This is a genomic window from Mycobacterium adipatum, assembly GCF_001644575.1.
GTDB lineage: Bacteria > Actinomycetota > Actinomycetes > Mycobacteriales > Mycobacteriaceae > Mycobacterium > Mycobacterium adipatum.
The window spans coordinates 179,402-199,746 of record NZ_CP015596.1; the positions used below are offsets into that span (position 1 = coordinate 179,402).

At 66.9% G+C, this 20,345-nt stretch carries 16 protein-coding genes; 12 read left to right on the forward strand and 4 right to left on the reverse strand.

The window, feature by feature from the left end; all coding sequences use genetic code 11:
* Positions 1–4 precede the first annotated feature (4 nt).
* The 4 genes from A7U43_RS00890 to A7U43_RS00905 all read left to right on the forward strand — a co-directional run bounded on the left by A7U43_RS00890 (position 5) and on the right by A7U43_RS00905 (position 2,960).
* Complete coding sequence (locus tag A7U43_RS00890) at positions 5–601, forward strand: GNAT family N-acetyltransferase (protein ID WP_067990025.1); 597 nt, start codon at positions 5–7, stop codon at positions 599–601.
* Between the two features lie 189 nt (positions 602–790).
* Entirely contained in the window at positions 791–1,939 is a 1,149-nt protein-coding gene (locus A7U43_RS00895) for a uroporphyrinogen-III synthase (protein WP_067990028.1), read from the forward strand.
* Complete coding sequence (locus tag A7U43_RS00900; protein ID WP_067990031.1) at positions 1,936–2,646, forward strand: sirohydrochlorin chelatase; 711 nt, start codon at positions 1,936–1,938, stop codon at positions 2,644–2,646. The genes A7U43_RS00895 and A7U43_RS00900 overlap by 4 nt, the downstream gene beginning before the upstream one ends.
* Before the next feature lie 50 nt (positions 2,647–2,696).
* Positions 2,697–2,960: a helix-turn-helix domain-containing protein gene (locus A7U43_RS00905; protein WP_067990034.1), complete on the forward strand. Its 264-nt coding sequence runs from the start codon at positions 2,697–2,699 to the stop codon at positions 2,958–2,960.
* On the opposite strand, the gene nirD is transcribed toward A7U43_RS00905, so the two are convergent.
* Both nirD and nirB read right to left on the reverse strand, forming a co-directional pair.
* The gene (gene nirD / locus A7U43_RS00910; protein WP_067990037.1) at positions 2,926–3,297 is read right to left on the reverse strand and encodes a nitrite reductase small subunit NirD; all 372 of its coding nucleotides are present in this window, start codon (positions 3,295–3,297) and stop codon (positions 2,926–2,928) included. The two genes, A7U43_RS00905 and nirD, sit on opposite strands and share 35 nt — an antisense overlap.
* A complete protein-coding gene (nirB, locus tag A7U43_RS00915) occupies positions 3,294–5,873 on the reverse strand; it encodes a nitrite reductase large subunit NirB (RefSeq protein ID WP_067990040.1) in 2,580 nt (859 codons plus the stop codon). Before nirB ends, nirD begins: the two co-directional genes overlap by 4 nt.
* Positions 5,874–6,072: 199 nt before the next feature.
* Between nirB and A7U43_RS00920 the strand changes: the two genes are divergently transcribed.
* Positions 6,073–6,492: an Hsp20/alpha crystallin family protein gene (locus A7U43_RS00920; RefSeq protein ID WP_067990044.1), complete on the forward strand. Its 420-nt coding sequence runs from the start codon at positions 6,073–6,075 to the stop codon at positions 6,490–6,492.
* A gap of 196 nt (positions 6,493–6,688) precedes the next feature.
* Positions 6,689–12,796, forward strand: coding sequence for an Ig-like domain-containing protein (locus tag A7U43_RS00925; protein ID WP_067990046.1), 6,108 nt, complete (start codon positions 6,689–6,691; stop codon positions 12,794–12,796).
* A 30-nt stretch (positions 12,797–12,826) separates the two neighbouring features.
* Here A7U43_RS00925 and A7U43_RS00930 read toward each other — a convergent pair whose 3' ends face one another.
* Positions 12,827–13,585, reverse strand: coding sequence for an isocitrate lyase/PEP mutase family protein (locus A7U43_RS00930; protein ID WP_067990049.1), 759 nt, complete (start codon positions 13,583–13,585; stop codon positions 12,827–12,829).
* A gap of 125 nt (positions 13,586–13,710) precedes the next feature.
* Between A7U43_RS00930 and A7U43_RS00935 the strand changes: the two genes are divergently transcribed.
* From A7U43_RS00935 to A7U43_RS29970, 5 genes are all read left to right on the forward strand, one after another.
* Positions 13,711–14,004 (forward strand): hypothetical protein, encoded by a 294-nt coding sequence (locus tag A7U43_RS00935; protein ID WP_068001656.1) that lies wholly within the window; start codon positions 13,711–13,713, stop codon positions 14,002–14,004.
* Positions 14,005–14,052: 48 nt separating this feature from the next.
* A complete protein-coding gene (locus tag A7U43_RS00940; protein ID WP_067990051.1) occupies positions 14,053–14,892 on the forward strand; it encodes a hypothetical protein in 840 nt (279 codons plus the stop codon).
* 33 nt (positions 14,893–14,925) lie between these two features.
* Positions 14,926–16,836, forward strand: coding sequence for a fumarate reductase/succinate dehydrogenase flavoprotein subunit (locus tag A7U43_RS00945; protein ID WP_067990055.1), 1,911 nt, complete (start codon positions 14,926–14,928; stop codon positions 16,834–16,836).
* A gap of 3 nt (positions 16,837–16,839) precedes the next feature.
* The gene (locus A7U43_RS00950; RefSeq protein ID WP_067990059.1) at positions 16,840–17,589 is read left to right on the forward strand and encodes a succinate dehydrogenase/fumarate reductase iron-sulfur subunit; all 750 of its coding nucleotides are present in this window, start codon (positions 16,840–16,842) and stop codon (positions 17,587–17,589) included.
* 134 nt (positions 17,590–17,723) lie between these two features.
* A complete protein-coding gene (locus A7U43_RS29970) occupies positions 17,724–17,885 on the forward strand; it encodes a hypothetical protein (RefSeq protein WP_197499937.1) in 162 nt (53 codons plus the stop codon).
* A gap of 49 nt (positions 17,886–17,934) precedes the next feature.
* Here A7U43_RS29970 and A7U43_RS00955 read toward each other — a convergent pair whose 3' ends face one another.
* The gene (locus tag A7U43_RS00955; RefSeq protein ID WP_067990061.1) at positions 17,935–18,417 is read right to left on the reverse strand and encodes a flavin reductase family protein; all 483 of its coding nucleotides are present in this window, start codon (positions 18,415–18,417) and stop codon (positions 17,935–17,937) included.
* A 213-nt stretch (positions 18,418–18,630) separates the two neighbouring features.
* Here A7U43_RS00955 and A7U43_RS00960 point away from each other — a divergent pair, with 213 nt between their 5' ends.
* The gene (locus A7U43_RS00960; protein ID WP_067990064.1) at positions 18,631–20,343 is read left to right on the forward strand and encodes an AMP-binding protein; all 1,713 of its coding nucleotides are present in this window, start codon (positions 18,631–18,633) and stop codon (positions 20,341–20,343) included.
* The last annotated feature ends 2 nt before the right edge of the window (positions 20,344–20,345 follow it).

Sequence of the window (20,345 nt, forward strand, 5' to 3'; positions counted from 1 at the left end):
CTGTGTGCGCAGTCACAGCCACAGTCAGGGCGCGGTCCGGGAGGTTCACACCGCCCGGCTGATCCACACCGCCGATCTGGACGCCGAGACGCGCGAAGATGCCCGCCGGATGGTGGTCGACGCCTTCGGGACAGACGACGACGGTGACCCCGGCGCCGCGTTCGGCGATGCCGACTGGGAGCACGCGCTGGGCGGCATGCACGCGTTGATCTGCCGGCACGGCGCCATCATCGCCCACGGCGCGGTGGTGCAGCGCCGGCTCCTCTACCGCGGCAAGGCACTGCGCTGCGGCTACATCGAGGCCGTTGCGGTGCGCGCGGACTGGCGCGGCCAGGGGCTGGCCACCGCCGTCATGGACGCCCTCGAACAGGTGCTGCGCGGCGCCTATCAGCTCGGTGCGCTGAGCGCCTCGGAGGCCGGGCTGGCGCTGTACCTGCCGCGCGGCTGGCAGCAGTGGAACGGCCCGACCTCGGTGCTGGCGCCGACCGGCATCCGCCGCACGCCCGAGGATGACGGCGGCGTGCACGTACTACCGATCAGCGTCGAGCTGGACACCTCCACCGAGCTCACCTGCGACTGGCGCGACGGTGACGTCTGGTAGCTGGGCACCTCACAGCCCGGCGCCGTCGGCGGTGAGCGGAAGTTCACTGCCGGGTTATCGCGAGCAGCGATTGTGCAACATTGCCCTCCTAGCCTGTGACCCCATGCACCACGCGCTCCAGCCCAGTGCGACACCGCCATGCAATCGCCAGGTAACACCCGAGAAACATGCACTGAATACACAGGACAGATGACCGAACCTGATTGGGCGCCGCTCACCGGGTTCCGGGTCGCCGTGACCTCGGCCCGGCGCGCCGAGGAGCTCAGCGCCCTGCTGACCCGGCGCGGCGCGGCCGTGACCAGCGCAGCCGCCATCACCATGGTGCCGCTGCCCGACGACGACGAACTGCGGGTGAACACCGAGGCCCTGATCGCGGCGCCGCCGGACATCGTCATCGCCACCACCGGCATCGGGCTGCGCGGCTGGATCGCCGCGGCCGACGGCTGGGGACTGGCCCACGAACTGACCGCGGCGCTGGGCAACGCCCGCATCGTCTCCCGTGGCCCCAAGGCGACCGGGGCACTGCGCGCCGCCGGGCTGCCCGAGGAGTGGTCCCCGGAGTCGGAGTCCTCCCGCGAGTTACTGCACTACCTGCTGGAGGGCGGGATCGTCGGGATGCGGGTGGCCGTCCAGCTGCACGGCACCAATGACGATTGGGACCCGTTCCCGGAGTTTCTCGACGAACTGCGGGCCGCCGGCGCCGACGTGGTGCCGATCCGGGTGTACCGGTGGAATCCGGCACCCCGCAACGGCCCGTTCGACCAGTTGGTCCTCGGCATCGCCGAACAGCGTTTCGACGCCGTCAGCTTCACCTCCGCGCCGGCCGTCGCGGCCCTGCTGCTGCGCGCCCGCGACCTCGACGTGGAGGACGCCGTCCTCACCGCACTGCGCACCAACGTGCACGCCATGTGCGTCGGTCCGATCACCGCCCGCCCGCTGGTGCGCCTCGGCGTGCCGACCTCGGCGCCGGAGCGGATGCGCCTGGGCGCGTTGGCCCGGCACATCACCGACGAGCTGCCGTTGCTGCAGTCCCGCCGGATGCGGGTCGCCGGACACCTGCTGGAGATTCGCGGCACGTGCGTGATGGTCGACGAGGTGGTCAAGGAGCTGCCACCGGCCGGGATGGCGACCATCAGGGCATTGGCCCACCGCCCTGGCGCGGTGGTGTCGCGCTCCGATCTGCTGAGCGCACTACCGGGCAGCGGGACCGACACCCACGCCGTCGAGACTGCGGTGCTGCGTCTGCGAACAGCACTGGGCGACAAGAACATCGTGTCCACCGTCGTCAAGCGGGGGTACCGGCTGGCCGTCGACGAGTTCCCGGCCGGTGCGGCATGAACCGGCACACGGCCGCCGTGCTGGTGGCACACGGCACCCGTAAACCGGGCGGTGTCGCCATGGTGGAGGAACTCGCCCGGCGCGTCGGCCACCTGCTCGACCGCACGGTGCAGGTCGCGTTCGTCGACGTGCTCGGCCCGACCCCGACCGACGTGCTCTCTGGCCTTCCCCAGCACCAGCCGGCCGTGCTGGTGCCCGCGTTCCTGGCCGGCGGCTTCCACGTCCGCGTCGATGTGCCCGCCCATGTGCAGGCCAGTGCCCACCCGGACGTCACGGTGACCAGACCGTTGGGGCCGTGCGCCGGGACGGTCCGGGTACTCGCCGACCGTCTCTACGAATCAGGTTGGCGCCCTGGCGATTCTGTTGTCTTGGCCGCGGCCGGGACATCGGATCGCAGTGCGCAGTCCGATCTCCGGCAGACCGCGGCGATGCTGTCCGCACTGATCGGCGACCGGGTGGAACTCGGCTACGCCGCCACCGGCGCCCCGACGGTCGCCGACGCGGTCGCGACCGCGCGCGCCCGCAGCGACGGGGCGAGGATCGCGGTGGCGTCCTACCTGCTCGCCGACGGACTGTTCCAGGATCGGCTGCGCGCGTCCGGCGCCGACATCGTGAGCGAGCCGCTGGGCATTCATCCCGGCATGATCCGGCTGATCGCGAGCCGGTTCCGGCGCGCGCACGCGGCGCACCTGCCGCTGGCCGCATGAGCTGAGCTGGCGATTCGGGGACGCCATGTTCCTGGGCTAATATCGCACAAATGGTTTCGCTGGGGGGAGGTGAGCAGCTGCGTGCGCAGCTGCTCGCGATATTGCAGGACGCCGACCGCCCCTTGACGACCTCGGAGCTGCGCGACCATCTGCACGCGCACTGCGCGTCGCAGGTGGTGATAGAGACCGTGTACCGCAATCTGACGGTGCTCCAGCGTCGCGACGAAGTGGAGCGGCGGCCGGGTGCCGGCCGCGACGCCTGCTGGGGCCCGACCGAGGCTACACAGCGATCTGCACGTAACCGTCCGGCGTGATGCGGGTCCGGTAGACCTGCACCGAGGCTTCCGGATCATCCAGGCAGACACCATCATCGAATGCGAATGCCTGCTTCTTGATCGGCGACTGCACGCAGGCGCGGCCGGCGCGGTCCCCGACGAGGCCCCGCGACATCACTGCGGCGCCCGAGAACGGGTCGATATTGCTCACCGCGTGCAGGGCACCGTCATCGAGCCGGAACAGCGCGACCTGCACATCGTCGGGCAGCAGCACCGCGACACCGCGACACGGCAGCAGCCGGTCATAGGCACATGCCAGCGTCCACTCCGAATCACCCTGAGCGTCCATGGTTTTGCGGTCGTCGAGCAGGGTCATGAGGTCTCCTGTACTGGTCGCATCTTCGGCATCCCGATGGGCACCTTGCGGCCGAACGACTCGGTGAACTCGATGGTCGGGTCGGCGACGTCGGGGGCGTTGACGAACGACACGAACCGCGACAGCTTCTCCGGGTCCTCCAGCACGCCCTTCCACTCGCACGCGTAGCCGTCGACGTGGCGCGCCATGGCGGCCTCGAATTCCGCTGCCAGGCCCAGCGAATCGTTGCAGACCACATCACGCAGGTGGTCGATACCGCCTTCGAGCGCGTCCAGCCACGGCGCGGTGCGCTGCAGGCGGTCCGCGGTGCGGATGTAGAACATCAGATAGCGGTCGATGTAACGGATCAGCGTCTCGTCGTCGAGGTCGCCGGCCAGTAACTGGGCGTGCTTGGGGGTCATCCCGCCGTTACCGGATACATAGAGGTTCCAACCGGTTTCGGTGGCGATGACACCGACGTCCTTACCGCGGGCCTCCGCGCACTCGCGTGCACATCCCGATACGCCCATCTTGATCTTGTGCGGTGCACGCAGCCCGCGGTAACGAAGTTCCAGGTTGATCGCCATCTGGACCGAGTCCTGCTGGCCGTACCGGCACCAGTCACTACCCACACAGCTCTTCACGGTGCGCAGCGACTTGCCATAGGCCTGGCCGGATTCCATCCCGCCCTCGACCAGGCGGCGCCAGATCTCGGGCAGTTGATCGACACGGGCACCGAACATGTCGATGCGCTGCCCACCGGTGATCTTGGTGTAGAGGTCGAAATCCCGGGCGATCTCCCCGATCAGGATCAGCTGCTCGGGGGTGATGTCACCGCCGGGCACCCGCGGCACCACCGAGTAGCTGCCGTTCTTCTGGATATTGGCCAGGAAGTGATCATTGGAGTCCTGCAGTGAGGCTTGCTCACCACCGAGCACATGGTCCGAGCTGGTGGAGGCCAGGATCGAGGCGACCGTGGGTTTGCAGATATCGCAACCCTTTCCGGTGCCGAACTTCTCGATCAGGCCGGAGAACGTCCGGATCTCGGTTGCGGTGATGATCTCGAACAGTTCGGCGCGCGACTGGCTGAAGTGCTCACACAGTGATTTCGATTGCTCGACGCCCTCGGACTCCAGCAACTGCTTGAGCAGCGGGACACAGGATCCGCACGAGGTCCCGGCCAATGTGCACTTCTTCAGTCCGGGAACATCGGTGCAGCCGCCGCAGATGGCTTCCTTCAGATCACCTTTGGTGACGTTGTTGCAGGAGCAGATCTGCGCGATATCGGGCAGCGCGCCGACGCCGAGCGCTCCCGCACCGTCCCCATTGCCGACCGGCGCGATGAGCGAGAGCGGATCTCCCGGCAGCTCGCTGGCCACCATCGGGCGCAGCACACCGTAGGCGGACGCGTCGCCGACCAGGATTCCGCCGAGCAGCGTCTTGGCGTCATCGGAAAGCACCAGTTTGGCGTAGGTCTGTTTGACCGGATCGTTGACCACGACGTCAAGGCTGTTGGGGGTGTGTCCCTTGGCGTCACCGAAACTGGCCACATCCACACCGAGCAACTTCAGCTTGGTGGACATGTCGGCCTCACCGAATTCGGCTCCGCCACCGAGCAGCCGGTCGGCGACGACCTCGGCACTGGTGTAGCCCGGGCCCACCAGCCCGTAGCAGCGGCCCTCGATGGCAGCCACCTCGCCGACCGCGTAGATGTCGGGATCGCTTGTCACACAGGTGAGATCGGTCATGACGCCACCGCGCTGGGCGAGCTCCAGGCCGGCCTCGCGGGCCAGTTCGTCGCGGGGACGCACACCGGCGGCGAAGATGACGACACCAGCCTCGATGCTGGTTCCGTCGTTGAGCGTCACCCGCACCGCGTCGCTGGACTGAGACTTGCGCAGCGGCTGGTTCTTCTGCGCGGGCGCGATGGTCTCGGTGCTCACGCCGGTGTGGACCTCGATGCCCAGCCCCCGGATCATCCTGGTCAGCACGGCGCCGCCGGCCTCGTCCAGCTGGGCCGCCATCAGATGCGGGGACATCTCCAGCACATGGGTGTCCAGGCCGAAGGTGCGCAGGGCGTTGGCGGCTTCCAGGCCGAGCAGGCCGCCACCGATCACGACCCCGACCGGCGTCTTGGTCGCCAGTGCCGCCTGCGCGCCGTCCCGGATGGCATCCAGGTCGTCGAGGGTGCGGTACACGTGGCACTGCGGCAGATCGCGCCCCGGAACCGGCGGCACGAAGGCGTACGACCCGGTGGCCAGCACCAGGGCGTCGTACTCCAGGCAGCTGCCGTCGGCCAGCGTGATGGTCTTGGCGGCCCGGTCGATTCCCCGGGCCGCCAAGCCCAGATGCAGGACGACACCGTTGTCGCCTGCATAGTCATTTCCGGGAAGCGCCAGCCGGGCGCGTTCCCAGTGCTCGGTGTAGCCGGTCAGACCCACCCGGTCATAGGCCGCGTCGGCTTCCTCGGACAACACCGTGACCCGCCAGGCGCCGTCGGTGTCACGGGCCCGCAACGCCTCGACGAAGCGGTGCCCGACCATGCCGTGTCCGACGACGACCACATGCTTAGGGGCCACCTGCTTGGCTGATTGCATACCGCGACGGTAGGGAGCCGATATTGCCGCAATGTCGCCTCGTGTGAATCGGCCGTCACGGTGTCCTCACATACCGGCGCGGCGTCCTGTGAGTGCTTCGCCGAGAGCGAACACCCTGTTGGAACTTAAGCGTGGTCGACTCAAGTTCTAAGGGTATCGGACCGGCGCAGGGCTGGTCACCGTACGCAAGGAGCTAGACATGACCAACACCGCCGTGCGCACCCGACCCACCTCTCCGGTCGATTTCTGGCTGCGCGACTTCTTCGGCACCCCCGCCCCGGTCGCGGCGGAATTCAATCCAGCGGCCGAGGTGGTCCGCGACGGCGACGACGCCGTCGTCCGCCTGGAGCTGCCCGGCGTCGACGTCGAGCAGGATGTGACCGTCGAACTCGACCGTGGTCAGCTGGTCATCCGCGGGGAGCGCCGCGATGAACACAGCGAGGGTCGCACCCTCTCGGAGGTCCACTACGGCACGTTCCGTCGCTCGTTCAAGGTGCCCGCTCAGGTGTCCGGCGAGGCGGTATCGGCGTCCTACGATGCCGGGGTGCTCACCGTCCGGGTCGCCGGGGTCTACGCCGGCACCGAACCGCAGCGCATCGCCATCACCACCAAGGCATAGGCCCGAAAGGACCCCGGTCGAACCCGACACCCTCAACGGGGGTGCCATGCAACGAGGCCCCGCGCGATGCCGCGGGGCCTCGTCGTCGGGGAGTTCGACCGGACCGAAAATCATTCGAACGGCGTACTGCCCCGGTGGATGTCCTCGGCTAGCGTTGCACTGCTGCGCAATAGCTGAATAGGAAGTCAGACCGCCGATGCCCCACCGGGATACCCCTTACGCACGTCAGATCGGCAGAGTCGGGGCACTCGCGGTCGCCCTCGGAGTCGGCTTCGCGATCGGCTCGCCGATCGCCTGGGCGAAACCGGAACCCAACGAAGCATCGGCGTCCTCCGACGGCGCCGGTTCAGCTACCCCCGATGCGGCCGAGAGCGCTTCCGGCACCCCCACATCCGGCACCAAAGACGACCCGAACCCAGCGGCCGACCCGGCCGAACCCAAGGCGATCCCGCAAACCGCGGAAACCGAAACCGGGTTGTCCGAGCCGACCTCCATGTCGAGCAGCACGCGGGCCGGTAAACGGGGCATCCGGACCGCGGCCGAGCCGAAGGTCCGGGCGGCCCTCGCCGAAGAGGACACCGAGGCCGAACCGGAGCCGCCAGCCATCGAAGTCCAGGATCGGCCACCGACCAGAGTCGAGCCCGCCGCGCCGGCCCTCGCCCCGGTAGCGACGCTGCCGGAACCCGAACTGAAGGCTGCCGAGGCGGACCTGGTCGCCACCGACACCGCCGCGATCATGGCCTCCCCGCTGTCGGCACTCGACACCGGACAGACGAACCCCGTCGAGGATCCGATGATCTGGGTGCTCGCCGCAGCGGCACGCCGTGAGGTCGGCGCCAACGCCGGCGGAGCGAATCTGGCCCCGATCATCGGCACCCCGGTCATCGGCACCCCCGACCCGACCAGCGGAGCCGTGACCGGGCTCCTGGTCGCCACCGACCCGGAGAACAAGAAACTCACCTACACGGTGACCTCCGCACCGGCGGGGCTGATCTTCAACACCAAGACCGCGGCGTTCAGCTACACCCCGACCGCGGCCCAGCGCGTCCAGGCCGCCCTGACACCGCAAGCCGACACGGTGGCCCTGGCCGTCACCGTGTCCGACGGCACCAATACGGTGCCGGCCACGATCAACGTCCCGATCGCTGCGGCACCGGTGTTCAATCTCGGCCAGGTCGAGGTGGGGTCCGGCGCCAGCGGGGTCGCGGTGACTGACACCCGCGCGTACGTGACCAATCGCAACGACGGCACCGTCACCGTGATCAACACCCTCGATCGCACCGTGGTGGCCACCATCGCGGTCGGGTCGCTGCCGATGAATGTCGCCGTCACCCCGGACGGCAGCAAGGTGTACGTCTCGAATTCCGGCTCCGACACGGTCTCGGTGATCGACTCGGCGACCAACACCGTCGTCGCCACCGTCGCGGTGGGTGATCATCCGTACGGAATCACCCTGAGCCCCAACGGAAAAACTCTATACGTCGCCAACGCGAACGACGGCACCGTCACCAAGATCGACACCGTGACCAACAAGGTCTCCGGCACGGTACGCAACGCCGGTGAAATTCCCTACAACATCGTCGTCAGCCCCGACGGCAAGAAGGTGTTCGTGGTCAACTCCGCCGCGGACTACGTGACGGTGTTCACCGCATCGGGGTCAACGGCCACCCGGATACCGGTGGAGACCGGCCGGTTGTCCTACGCGGTCGCGGTCAGTCCCGACGGTACCCGGCTATACGTCGCCGGATTCAGCGACGGCAAGGTGACGGTATTCGACACCGCCAGATACGCGGTGATCGACACCTTCACGGTCAACGGCAAGCCGACCGGTATCTCCTTCAACAAGGACGGATCGCTGCTACTGGTCACCACCAACGACGGCAACGTCCAGGTGCGCGACACCACGACGAGCACCGTCCTGACCACCCTGACGATCAGTCCCGCCGCGATGGGCACCGAGGGCTCGATGCCGCATATCGCCGTCAGCCCAGACGGCATGCAGGCCTACATCACCGATTCGAATTCAGCTCTGCTGCGGGTGGTCTCACTGGTGCCGGCCAATGCGAAACCCACTGCCAGCATCGGCGCACTGAGTGCTCCCGATTCCGTGACCGGTACGGTGCGCGGCAGTGTCGGCGCCGCTGACGCCGACCACGACACCTTGCGGCTCACCGCAAGCACCCCGGCCAAGGGCAGGGTCGTCCTGACCGCCGACGGCAGCTTCGCCTACACCCCGACCGCCGCCGCCCGCCACGCCGCATCCGTTCCGGGCGCAGACACCACGGACAGCTTCGCCATCACGGTCTCCGATGGACGCCGCGGCGTGACGACGGTATGGGTGACCGTGAACATCCTGCCGGCGAACTCCGTTCCCTCCGCGAAACTCACTACAGGTAAACCGAACTCGTCGACCGGTCTGGTCACCGGCACGGTGAAAGGCACCGACAGCGACAAAGACGCGTTGTCCTACAGCGTCACGTCCGGCACGGACAAGGGCACCGTGAGCGTCGACGCCAGGGGCAAGTTCACCTTCACTCCCACCGCGGCAGCCCGCCACGCCGCCGCAGCAACGGCCGCAACGTCGGCGGACCGTGAGACCACCCTCACCATCACGGTGTCCGACGGACACGGCGGTGAGGTCGAGGTGCCAGTGAAAGTCGCCATCGGCCCCGCCAACCAAAAGCCCACTGCGGTCACGACTTCTGCGCAACCCGCGCACGCGGTCACCGGCGTGGTGACCGGTGCGCTCACCGCCACCGATGCCGACGGTGACGGTCTGACCTTCAGCGCGCCGGTCACCACCAAGAAGGGATCGGTACTCGTCAACGCCGACGGCACCTTCACCTACACCCCGAGTGCGGCCGCACTCGCCGCGGCACAGGCGCCGAAGGCGAGCCTGGCCACCAAGACCGACAGTTTCAAGGTGACCGTCGCCGACAGTCACGGCGGCGCCACCACCGCGATCGTATCGGTGCGGATGGTGCCCAACCGCGCGCCGGTGATCAATGCGCCCGCCGTCGGAAATCCGAACGGCGCCGGCGTGCTGACCGGCCGGATCACCGCCACCGACCCGGACGGCGACAAGCTGACCTACTCCGGCAGCACCACCACCGCCAAGGGCACCGTCACGGTGAGGACCGACGGCACCTTCACCTACACACCGACGGCCACCGCACGTTTGAACGCGGCGACGGCCAGCGGCCCCGTCACCGACACGTTCATGGTGTCCGTCAGCGATGCGTTCGGCGGCAGCGCGACCGTCGCGGTGACCACCACGGTAGATCCGGCCAAGACCATCCTCGCCGGCTCCGTGACCGTCGGCAACGGAGCCAGCACCGTGGCCCTCAAACCCGACGGCACCCGCGCGTACGTCGCGAACTACCACGACGGCACCATCACGGTGGTCAACACCGCGACGAACAAGACGGTGGGCTCGGCCATCAAAATCGGTGCCCTGCCCCAAGCCCTCGCGGTCAGCGCCGACGGAACACGTCTGTACGTCGCCGGTATCGACACCGCCTCCAACACAGGCAAGGTCACCGTCATCAACACCGTGACCAACAAGGTGTTCGGACCCGCGGTCACCATCGGCAGCTATCCCACCGGCATCGTCGTCAGCCCAGACGGATCCCGGATCTACGTGACCGACGGCCCCAGCAACACCGTCACGGTCGTCGACACCGCGACGCGCACCATGCTCGGCACAGCCATCACCGTCGGTTCCTTCCCGACCGGTATCGCACTGTCCCCGAACGGCACTCGCGCCTACGTCAGCAACGGCGGCAGCAACACCGTTACCGTCATCGATACCCGATCCGGGGCGGTGGTCGGTACACCGATCGCCGTCGGCACATTGCCGTCCGCCATCGCCGTCAACGCGACCGGCACGCGTGCTTACGTGACGAACGCCAGCTCGAAAACGGTGACGGTGATCGACACCCTGACCAACGCCGTGGTCGGCAGCCCAATCACCGTGAACATCAATCCGTTGTCGATCACCGTCACTCCGGACGGAGCCTTCCTGCACATCGGCGGCAACGACGGCTCGCTCGTCACCGTCAGCACCGCAACCGGTCTGATCATCGGAACTCCGCTGCAGGCCGGATCGTCCTTGCTGTCACATTCCGTAAGTCCGGATGGCACAAAGATATACGCGCCCGACGGATTGAGTTCCCTGACGGTGATTGCACTGTCCTCCACGGTCGGCGCACCCGTCGCACCCACCGCGCCCCCGCCCGGCACGACCGGAACAAATGGAGCGGTCACGGGCACACTCGGGGTGACCGATACCGGCAAGCTGACCTTCACGGTGGCGCAGAAGCCGGCACTCGGCACGGTCACCGTCAAGGCGGACGGGACCTACGTATACACACCCACGGCGGCGGCCCGCCGGTACGCGGCCACCGCCCCGGTCACCGACACCTTCACCGTGAACGCCACCAATACCCGCGGCGTCACCACGTCGTCGACCGTGACGGTGAACGTGGCTCCGGCCGCCCAGGCCCCCGTTCCGCCGACGCTGGAAGCCACGGTCTCGGGTTACTCCACACCCTATGACGTACATAACCCGTACTACACGATCACCAACCCGAGCAGCTATTACGCCTACACGCTCAACGCCAACCGGACGCTATCCGGTTCCTCCTATCTGTCACTGTCAGTACTCGACACCAGATACAACACGTTGGTCGGCACACCATTGCAGATCAGCTTCGACGTCGGCGGCGCCGCACTGATCCCCAACGGCCGCTACCTGTACATCTCGGACAACAACGACGCCGTGCGGGTGGTCGATACTGCGAACAACTCGGTGGTCGCCACCATCCCGGTCGCCCTCGGACCGCGCGATGTGGTCGCCAGCCCGGACAGCACCCGGGTCTATGTGGCCCACTACTACGGCTACGGTGGATATGAACTCAAGAGCGTCTCGGTGCTGGACGCCAATGCCAAAACCGTTATCGGATCCCCGATTCCAGTGTCCATCGTGCCCCGCCAACTCGTCGTCAGCCCGGACAGCCGACGACTGTACGTCCTCGACGGGCTGAGCGGGTACGTGTCCGTCATCGACACCTTCTCGCGCACGGTCACCGGCACGATCTCGGTGGGCGCCTTCGACGAGGTCCAGATCAGCTCGGACGGCTCGCGGATGTATCTGGGCAGCATCACGAGTACCAAGGTGCAGGTGCTGGATACCACCGCGACCGTTCCGTCCGTGCTGGCCCCGATCTCCGTGCCCGGCAACAACTACGCCGCCGAGATGGCCTTGAGCCCGGACGGCCGGCGGCTGTACGTCGCCATGGCCACCGGACGTCTGAGCGTCATCGATACCGCCACCAGAACCGTTGTCGCCAATGCAGATTACGGCGGCAATCCGACCCTGATGACCATCACCCCCGACGGCAGCCGGATCTTCGTCGTCAGCACCGTGGTCGACGCCAAGGGCAGCCATTCGTTGCTCTCCACCTACGATGCCGGATCAAACACGTTGATCAGGGCGTCGATAGACGTCGGCTTCCTGCCCACCAGCATGACGCTGAGCACCGACGGCAGCCGACTGTACGTCGCCGACCCGGCCACCAACAACCTCTACGTCATCGACACCGGCAAGCCCGGGATCGCCGCGCAGGCACCGGCGTCGACCGCCGACCTGTATGCCGAACTGCGCCGCCTCACCGACTGGCCCTGGAGCAAGACCGGGGTGGCGACGCAGGTCGTCAACAGCAATGTCGACCAGAAGTCGAAGCTGATCGTCTATCTGGGCGGCACCCACTTCGACCCCACCGGAGACCGCTATTGGACGCGCAACATCGCGCAGTACATCGGTCTGACCGACAGCAAGGTCGTCGCTGAGATCAAGGACAAACTGGCCAACCTGCCGCCGGACACCGAGGTGATGTTGGTCGGCTACAGCCAGGGCGGCTTGGACGCGCAGAATCTGGCGGCCGACTGGGCGACGAAGGGGTTGGCAGGCAAGGTCACCACTGTGGTTGCCTTCGGCTCGCCGATCAATACGGCTCCGACACCCAATCCGAACGCCTATCACTCGATCTTCATCCGGGCCCATGGTGATCCGGTACCCGAGTTCGACGCCTTCAACGAGTATTTGCATCGCATTGCCCATGACGCCCTCGGGCATATCTACCTCACCGATGCCGACACCGGCAAGGGAGGTGCCGACCTCCATGCCGATCCGCAGACCTATATCAACATCGGAAAGAAGTTCGATTCGGCGTCGGTCAACACCCCGTGGTTCCTGTTGATCAAGTCCGACCTCGCCAAGTTCCGCGGAACACTCGTCCTCTAGACCGGCCGAAGTACCGCCCCCACGCAGCCATCATCTCCAGGGGGTGACCAGCGCGGTGATGTGCTCGGTCAGCGCGGCCTGCAGGAACGGCCCGAAGCTGATCCGGCCGACGCCCAGCGGGCCGAACCGTGCCGGGTCGTCCTGGCCGGGCAACGCGATGGCGTTGATCGGCAGCGGAAGTTCCTCGGCCAGCCGTCGATAGGTGTCGTCATCGTGGCGACCGACGGGGTAGAGGCTGTCCGCCCCGGCCGCAGCGGCCAGCTTCAGCTTGTGCACCGCCCGGTCGAACCGGTCGGACTCGTCGCCCACCTGGCGTAGGAACAGATCGGTGCGCGCGTTGATGACCACGTGGACGCCGGCCGCGTCGGCGGCCTTGCGGAGCTCACCCACCAGTGCGGCGTGATCCTCGTCGGAGCGGATACGGCCGCCCTCGGAGTGCACGGTGTCCTCGATGTTGAGCCCGACCGCCCCGGCCGACAGCAGTCCGCCGATCAGCCGGGAAGCCGACTCGCCGTATCCGGACTCGATGTCGACCGAGATCGGCACGTCGACCGCCGCGGTGATCTGCGCGACCCGGGTCATCAGATCGTCGTAGCTCATCCCCTCGCCGTCAGGCTTGCCCACCGAGTCGGCCACCGGGTGACTCCCCACCGTCAGCGCGGCAAAACCGGCGTCTACCACCACTTTCGCAGACCAGGCGTCCCATACCGTGGGCAGCACCACCGGGTCTCCCGGACGGTGCAGGGCGAGTAGCGCGGCGGCCTTGCGCTGAAGATCTTCGTTGGACATCGGGATCCCTTTCCTGGGTGATTTCCTGACCGAGACGTGATCTGTCTCACTCTCAACTCCGGTGTTGTGGCTAACATCGAATGCGTAATGTGATCCCTGACACCCTTCAGCCCAAGGAGGTCACCTTGTCCACCACGACCGAACTTGCCGAACTGCACGAACTGATCGGCAACCTTCGCCGCTGCGTCACATCGCTGCGGGCCCGCTACGGCGACTCCCCGGCGATGCGCCGCATCGTCAACGACGCCGAACGCATGCTCAACGATATCGACCGGCTGGACATCGATGCCGCGGAACTGGAGACGCGTGGAGCCCCCGCGCACTCCCGCCCCACCGAGAAGGTCTCCATCCCCGACACCGACTACACCAGAGACTTCTGGCAGGGAGTCGATGACGAGGGTCTCGGCGGCAGCCGCTAGACCGCCCGGGGTTCACCACCCCGACACAACAGAAGAAGAGGGAACCACGTGAGCGCACCGACCTCGAATCCTCAAGGCACCGGCGTCTTCTCACCCACCAGAGCGCGGATCAAGCAGCGCACACTACGTACCGATGCGTGGTGGAAATCGCCGCTTATCACCGACCTCGGCTTCGCCGCGTTCGTCATCTACGCGACGGTGCGCGCGTTCCTGCAGAACAACTACTGGGTCGCCGACTACCACTATCTGACGCCGTTCTACTCCCCGTGCGTCGTGAAGTGGAACGCGGCGACCCAGTCCGGTTGCATCCCGGAAGCCAGCCACTTCGGGCAATACCTGCCCGATGTGTGGTGGCTGCCCTACGCGGCGTTCTCGCTGCCGTTCCTGTTGTTGTTCCGGCTGACCTGCTACTACTACCGCGGCGCCTACTACCGGACGGTCTGGCAGTCCCCGACGGCCTGTGCGGTGGCCGAACCGCACGCCAAGTACACCGGCGAGACCCGCTTCCCGCTGATCATCCAGAACACCCATCGGTACTTCTTCTACATCGCGGCCGTCATCTCCGTGATCAACACCTACGACGCCATCCTGGCGTTCCGTTCGCCGACCGGCTTCGGGTTCGGCCTGGGCAACATCGTCCTGCTCGTCAACGTCGTGATGCTCTGGGTGTACACCTTGTCCTGCCACTCCTGCCGGCACGTCGCGGGCGGCCGCCTCAAACACTTCTCCAAGCACCCGGTCCGGTACTGGATGTGGACCCAGATCAGCAAGCTGAACACCCGGCACAAGCTGTACGCCTGGATCACCCTGGGCACCTTGATGTTCACTGACTTCTACATCATGGCTCTGGCCGCGGGCTGGTTCAGCGACCTGAGATTCATTGGCTGACAATTTGTTTGACGAAATAGTGAGGATTTCTTGATGGGTGACCTGGAACGGCACACCTACGACGTCGTCGTGATCGGTGCCGGCGGGGCCGGACTGCGCGCGGTGATCGAGGCCCGCGAACGCGGCCTGCGGGTGGCGGTGGTGACCAAATCGCTGTTCGGCAAGGCGCACACCGTGATGGCCGAGGGGGGCTGCGCGGCGGCCATGCGCAATGTCAACACCAAGGACAGCTGGCAGGTGCACTTCGGTGACACCATGCGCGGCGGCAAGTTCCTGAACAACTGGCGGATGGCCGAACTACACGCCCAGGAGGCTCCCGACCGGGTATGGGAGCTGGAAACCTATGGGGCGCTGTTCGACCGCACCAAGGACGGCCGCATCAGCCAGCGCAACTTCGGCGGGCACACCTACCCACGATTGGCGCACGTCGGTGACCGCACCGGCCTGGAGATCATCCGCACCCTGCAACAGAAGATCGTGTCCCTGCAGCAGGAGGACAAGCGCGAGCTCGGCGACTACGAGGCCCGCATCAAGGTGTTCCACGAATGCTCGATCACCGAGCTGATCCTGGACAACGGGGCCGTCGCGGGCGCATTCGGCTACTGGCGCGAGACCGGGGAGTTCATCCTGTTCGAGGCGCCGGCCGTGGTGCTCGCCACCGGTGGCATCGGCAAATCGTTCAAGGTGTCGTCGAACTCGTGGGAGTACACCGGTGACGGCCACGCCCTGGCGCTGCGCGCAGGGTCGGGCCTGATCAACATGGAGTTCATCCAGTTCCATCCCACCGGGATGGTCTGGCCGCTGTCGGTGAAGGGCATCCTGGTCACCGAGGGCGTGCGCGGCGATGGCGGAGTGCTGAAGAACTCCGAGGGCAAGCGGTTCATGTTCGACTACATCCCCGACGTGTTCAAGGGCCAGTACGCCGAGTCCGAGGAAGAGGCCGATCAGTGGCTCAAGGACAACGACTCCGCGCGCCGCACCCCTGACCTGCTGCCCCGCGACGAGGTGGCCCGTGCCATCAACGAAGAGGTCAAGGCCGGCCGCGGATCCCCGCACGGCGGCGTCTACCTCGACATCGCCTCCCGGATGCCGGCCGAGGAGATCAAGCGGCGGTTGCCCTCGATGTATCACCAGTTCATCGAGCTGGCCGAGGTCGATATCACCAAGGACGAGATGGAGGTCGGTCCGACCTGCCACTACGTGATGGGCGGTATCGAGGTCGACCCCGACAGCGGCGGGGCGGCCACCCCGGGCCTGTTCGCCGCCGGGGAATGCTCGGGCGGCATGCACGGCTCCAACCGGCTCGGCGGCAACTCGCTGTCCGACCTGCTGGTGTTCGGCCGCCGCGCCGGGCTCGGCGCCGCCGACTATGTGCGGGGGCTCGCGGAACGCCCCGCGGTCACCCAGGACGCGCTCACGGCGGCCACCCAGCTGGCGCTGGATCCGTTCACCCCCAAGGCCAACGCGGAGAACCCGTACACGTTGCACGCCGAGCTGCAGCAGTCGATGAACGACCTGGCCGGGATCATCCGCAAGGAGGGTGAGCTGCAGGAGGCGCTGGTCAAGATCGATGAGCTCAAGGCCCGCTACGCCAACGTCGTCGTCGAGGGCGGCCGCGTCTTCAACCCGGGTTGGCACCTGGCCATCGACATGCGCAACATGCTGCTGGTCAGCGAGTGTGTGGCCAAGGCCGCGCTGGCGCGCACCGAGAGCCGCGGCGGGCACACCCGCGACGATTTCCCGCAGATGGATTCGCACTGGCGCAACAAGCTGCTGGTCTGCCGGGCGGTCCCGGGCGACACCCAGGTGGTCCCGGACATCACCGTCGAGGCCGAACAGCAGCCGGTGATGCGCCCCGATCTGCTGGCCACCTTCGAGCTCTCCGAGCTGGAGAAGTACTACACCGACGATCAACTGGCCGAGCACCCCGAGCGGAAGGGCTGACACATGGCTGCTTACGACGCAAATCTGCGGGTCTGGCGCGGCGATACCGAAGGCGGTGACCTGCAGGACTACACCGTCGAGGTCAATGACGGCGAAGTGGTGCTCGACATCATCCACCGGCTGCAGGCCACCCAGGCCGGTGATCTGGCGGTGCGCTGGAACTGCAAGGCCGGCAAGTGCGGCTCCTGCTCGGCGGAGATCAACGGCCGCCCCCGGCTGATGTGTATGACACGGATGTCCACGTTCGACGAGAACGAGACGGTCACCATCACGCCGCTGCGAACCTTCCCGGTGATGCGCGATCTGGTGACCGACGTGTCCTTCAACTATGAGAAGGCACGCCAGATCCCGTCGTTCACCCCACCCAAGGACCTGCAGCCGGGCGAGTACCGGATGCAGCAGGAGGATGTGAACCGCAGCCAGGAGTTCCGCAAGTGCATCGAGTGCTTCCTGTGCCAGAACGTGTGCCACGTGGTGCGTGACCACGAGGAGAACAAGGCGAACTTCGCGGGCCCGCGCTTCCACATGCGGATCGCCGAGCTGGACATGCACCCGCTGGACACCGTGGACCGCAAGGACATGGCCCAGGAGGAACACGGGCTGGGCTACTGCAACATCACCAAATGCTGCACCGAGGTCTGCCCGGAGCACATCAAGATCACCGACAACGCGCTGATCCCGATGAAAGAGCGGGTTGCCGACCGCAAGTACGACCCGATCGTGTGGCTGGGTAACAAGCTTTTCCGACGCTAGGGGCGTTGACTTCTGCGCCCATGGCGCAGAAGTACGAGTAACTCGCGCCCAGAGCGCAGAGTCAATGCCTGTGCGTGGCGCGGGATCGCGCGTACGGTTGTGACAGCGGCCAATCAACCCTGAAGAGGCACAGCATGTCACAACGAGAAACGATCAGCGTCAACGATATTCGCACCGCGATCCGGGAGCTCACGGCCCGTGCGGAACTGGCTCGCAAAGAGGGCAGACCAGCGGACGCCGCCGAACTGGAGCAGCGGATCGCGAGATACCGCGACGAGCTGGGGTCACGGCCGTAGGCGCACGCCGATCTCGCAGTGGGGTAGCAGCTGCGCCGAGAAGTGCAGCTCAGCCCCCCAGTTTGCGGAACGTGCTGCGGTGAAACACGATCGGTGGCACATCGTGCACGACGATCTCGCTGACCTCTAGCACCACGATGGTGTGATCGCCCGCGGGAACTTCCTGGGTGATCTTGCTTTCCAGCCACACGCTGGTGCCGTGCACGAACACCGCGCCGCTGTCGCGGGACTGGGTCTGCAGACCGGCGAAACGGTCACCGGTCTTCGCGGCGAGGGTGCGTGCCGCGGCGTCGTGCGCTTCGCCCAGGACACTGATCCCCAACGAGGGCAGATTCTTGAGCTTGGGCCACGTCTCCGATGAGTTCTGTACGCAGAACGACACCAGCGGCGGGTCCAGCGACACCGGCACGAAGGTGCTGGCCGCCAGACCGACCCGGACGCCGTCCACCTCGGCCGCGATGGCGATGACTCCGGTGGGGAAATGCCCGAATGCCTCGCGCAGCGAAGCCGGGCTCAGTTCTGTGTCGCTCATAACACTTCCATCTTCACATGTAATGGTGGGCAGTGGCGACGTCGGGGGGCGCGCGTACCCGACTCTTCCACGTACTGCGGCCGTGTGCCGGGTAGATCCGGATCTGCGGGCAGCACGGTTTGCACAGAGGCCACCCGTCCATCGTGCCCCCAGAAGGGCGGGGCGGCCATGCTCGCGCTCGGCCTGAACACAACCTTGAGTAGCCTGACCCCCATGCCCAACGCGTCCATCCTCACCGTGCTGCGGGACCGCGCTGGCGATACACCCGATGAGCTCGCCTTCACCTACACCGACTACGACCGGGATCCCGACGGCATCGTCGAAACCCTGACCTGGGCGCAGCTGTACCGGCGCACGCTGAACATGGCCGAGCAGGCCGGCCAGTACGGCGCACCGGGTGATCGAGCGCTGATCATCGCACCCCAGGGACTGCCCTACATCGTGGCATTCCTGGGCGCCATGCAGGCCGGGTTCATCGCCGTTCCGCTGTCGGCACCGGTCCCCGGCTCCCACGACGAACGCATCAGCGCCGTGGTGGCCGACACCTCGCCGGCGGTGGTGCTCACCACGGCGGCGCTGTTCGACGTCGCCGCCCGATACGTGGACGACGGTGCCGCCATGACCGCGGTGATCTCGGTGGACACCCTCGACCTGGACACGCCGGAACCGGTCCCGGCCGAGGTGTCCGAAGGCCCGGACATCGCCTATCTGCAATACACCTCGGGGTCGACCCGGGCGCCGGCCGGCGTGATGATCAGCCACCGCAACCTGGTCGCGAACTTCGACCAGCTGATGCCCGACTACCTGCGGCGGTACGGCGGGGTGTTCCCCGAGGGCGGCGCGCTGGTGTCGTGGCTGCCGTTCTACCACGATATGGGCCTGATGCTGGGGGTCGCGGCACCCATCCTGGCCGGGACACCCGCCGACCTGATGAGTCCGCTGGCGTTTCTCACCCACCCGCCGCGCTGGCTGCAGACCATGGCCCGGCACCGCGTGGTGGTCTCCGGCGGACCTAACTTCGCCCTCGATCTCGCCGCCCGGCGCACCAGCGACGAGGACCTCGCCGGGCTCGACCTGAGCGTCATCGACAGCATCATCTGCGGCGCTGAACGGGTGCAGCCGCCCACCGTCGCACGATTCCTCGACCGGTTCGCCCCGTTCGGTTTCCGGCCCGAGGCGCTCATGCCGTCCTACGGCCTGGCCGAGGCGACGGTCTTCGTGGCCAGCGGCGGCCTCGGACGCGTTCCCGAGGTGGTCGAATTCGCCGTCGACGAGCTCACCCAGGGCACCGCGATACGCCGGCCGGGCGGCACGCCGCTGGTCCGCTACGGGGTGGCCCAGTCGCCGCTGCTGTTGATCGTCGACGCAGAGACCGGCCGGCCGTGCCCGGACGGTACCGTCGGCGAAATCTGGACGCACGGCGAGAACGTGTCGGCCGGCTACTGGCGCAAACCCGACCTGACCGGTACCGGCTTCGGCGCCACACTCGTCGACAGGCCCGCGGATCTTCCGTCGACCGACTGGCTGCGCACCGGGGACCGCGGATTCATCTCCGACGGGGACCTCTTCATCGTCGGGCGGATCAAGGACATGCTGATCGTGCGCGGTCGCAACCACTACTCCGAGGACATCGAGGAGACGGTGCGCGGGATCACCCGCGGACGGGTGGCCGCGATCGCCGTTTCCGACGAGCACGACGAAAAGCTGGTGACCATCATCGAGTTCAAGAAGCGCGATGAAACCCAGGAACTGGCAGAGGTGAAAAGCGAGGTGACCGCCGCGATCTCGCGGGCGCACGGACTGCAGGTCGCCGATATCGTGCTGGTGGAACCCGGGACGATCCCCACCACCACCAGCGGAAAGATCCGTCGCTCGGCGTGTGTCGAACAACATCGCCAAGGGCAATTCGTGAGACTGGACGGGTAGCC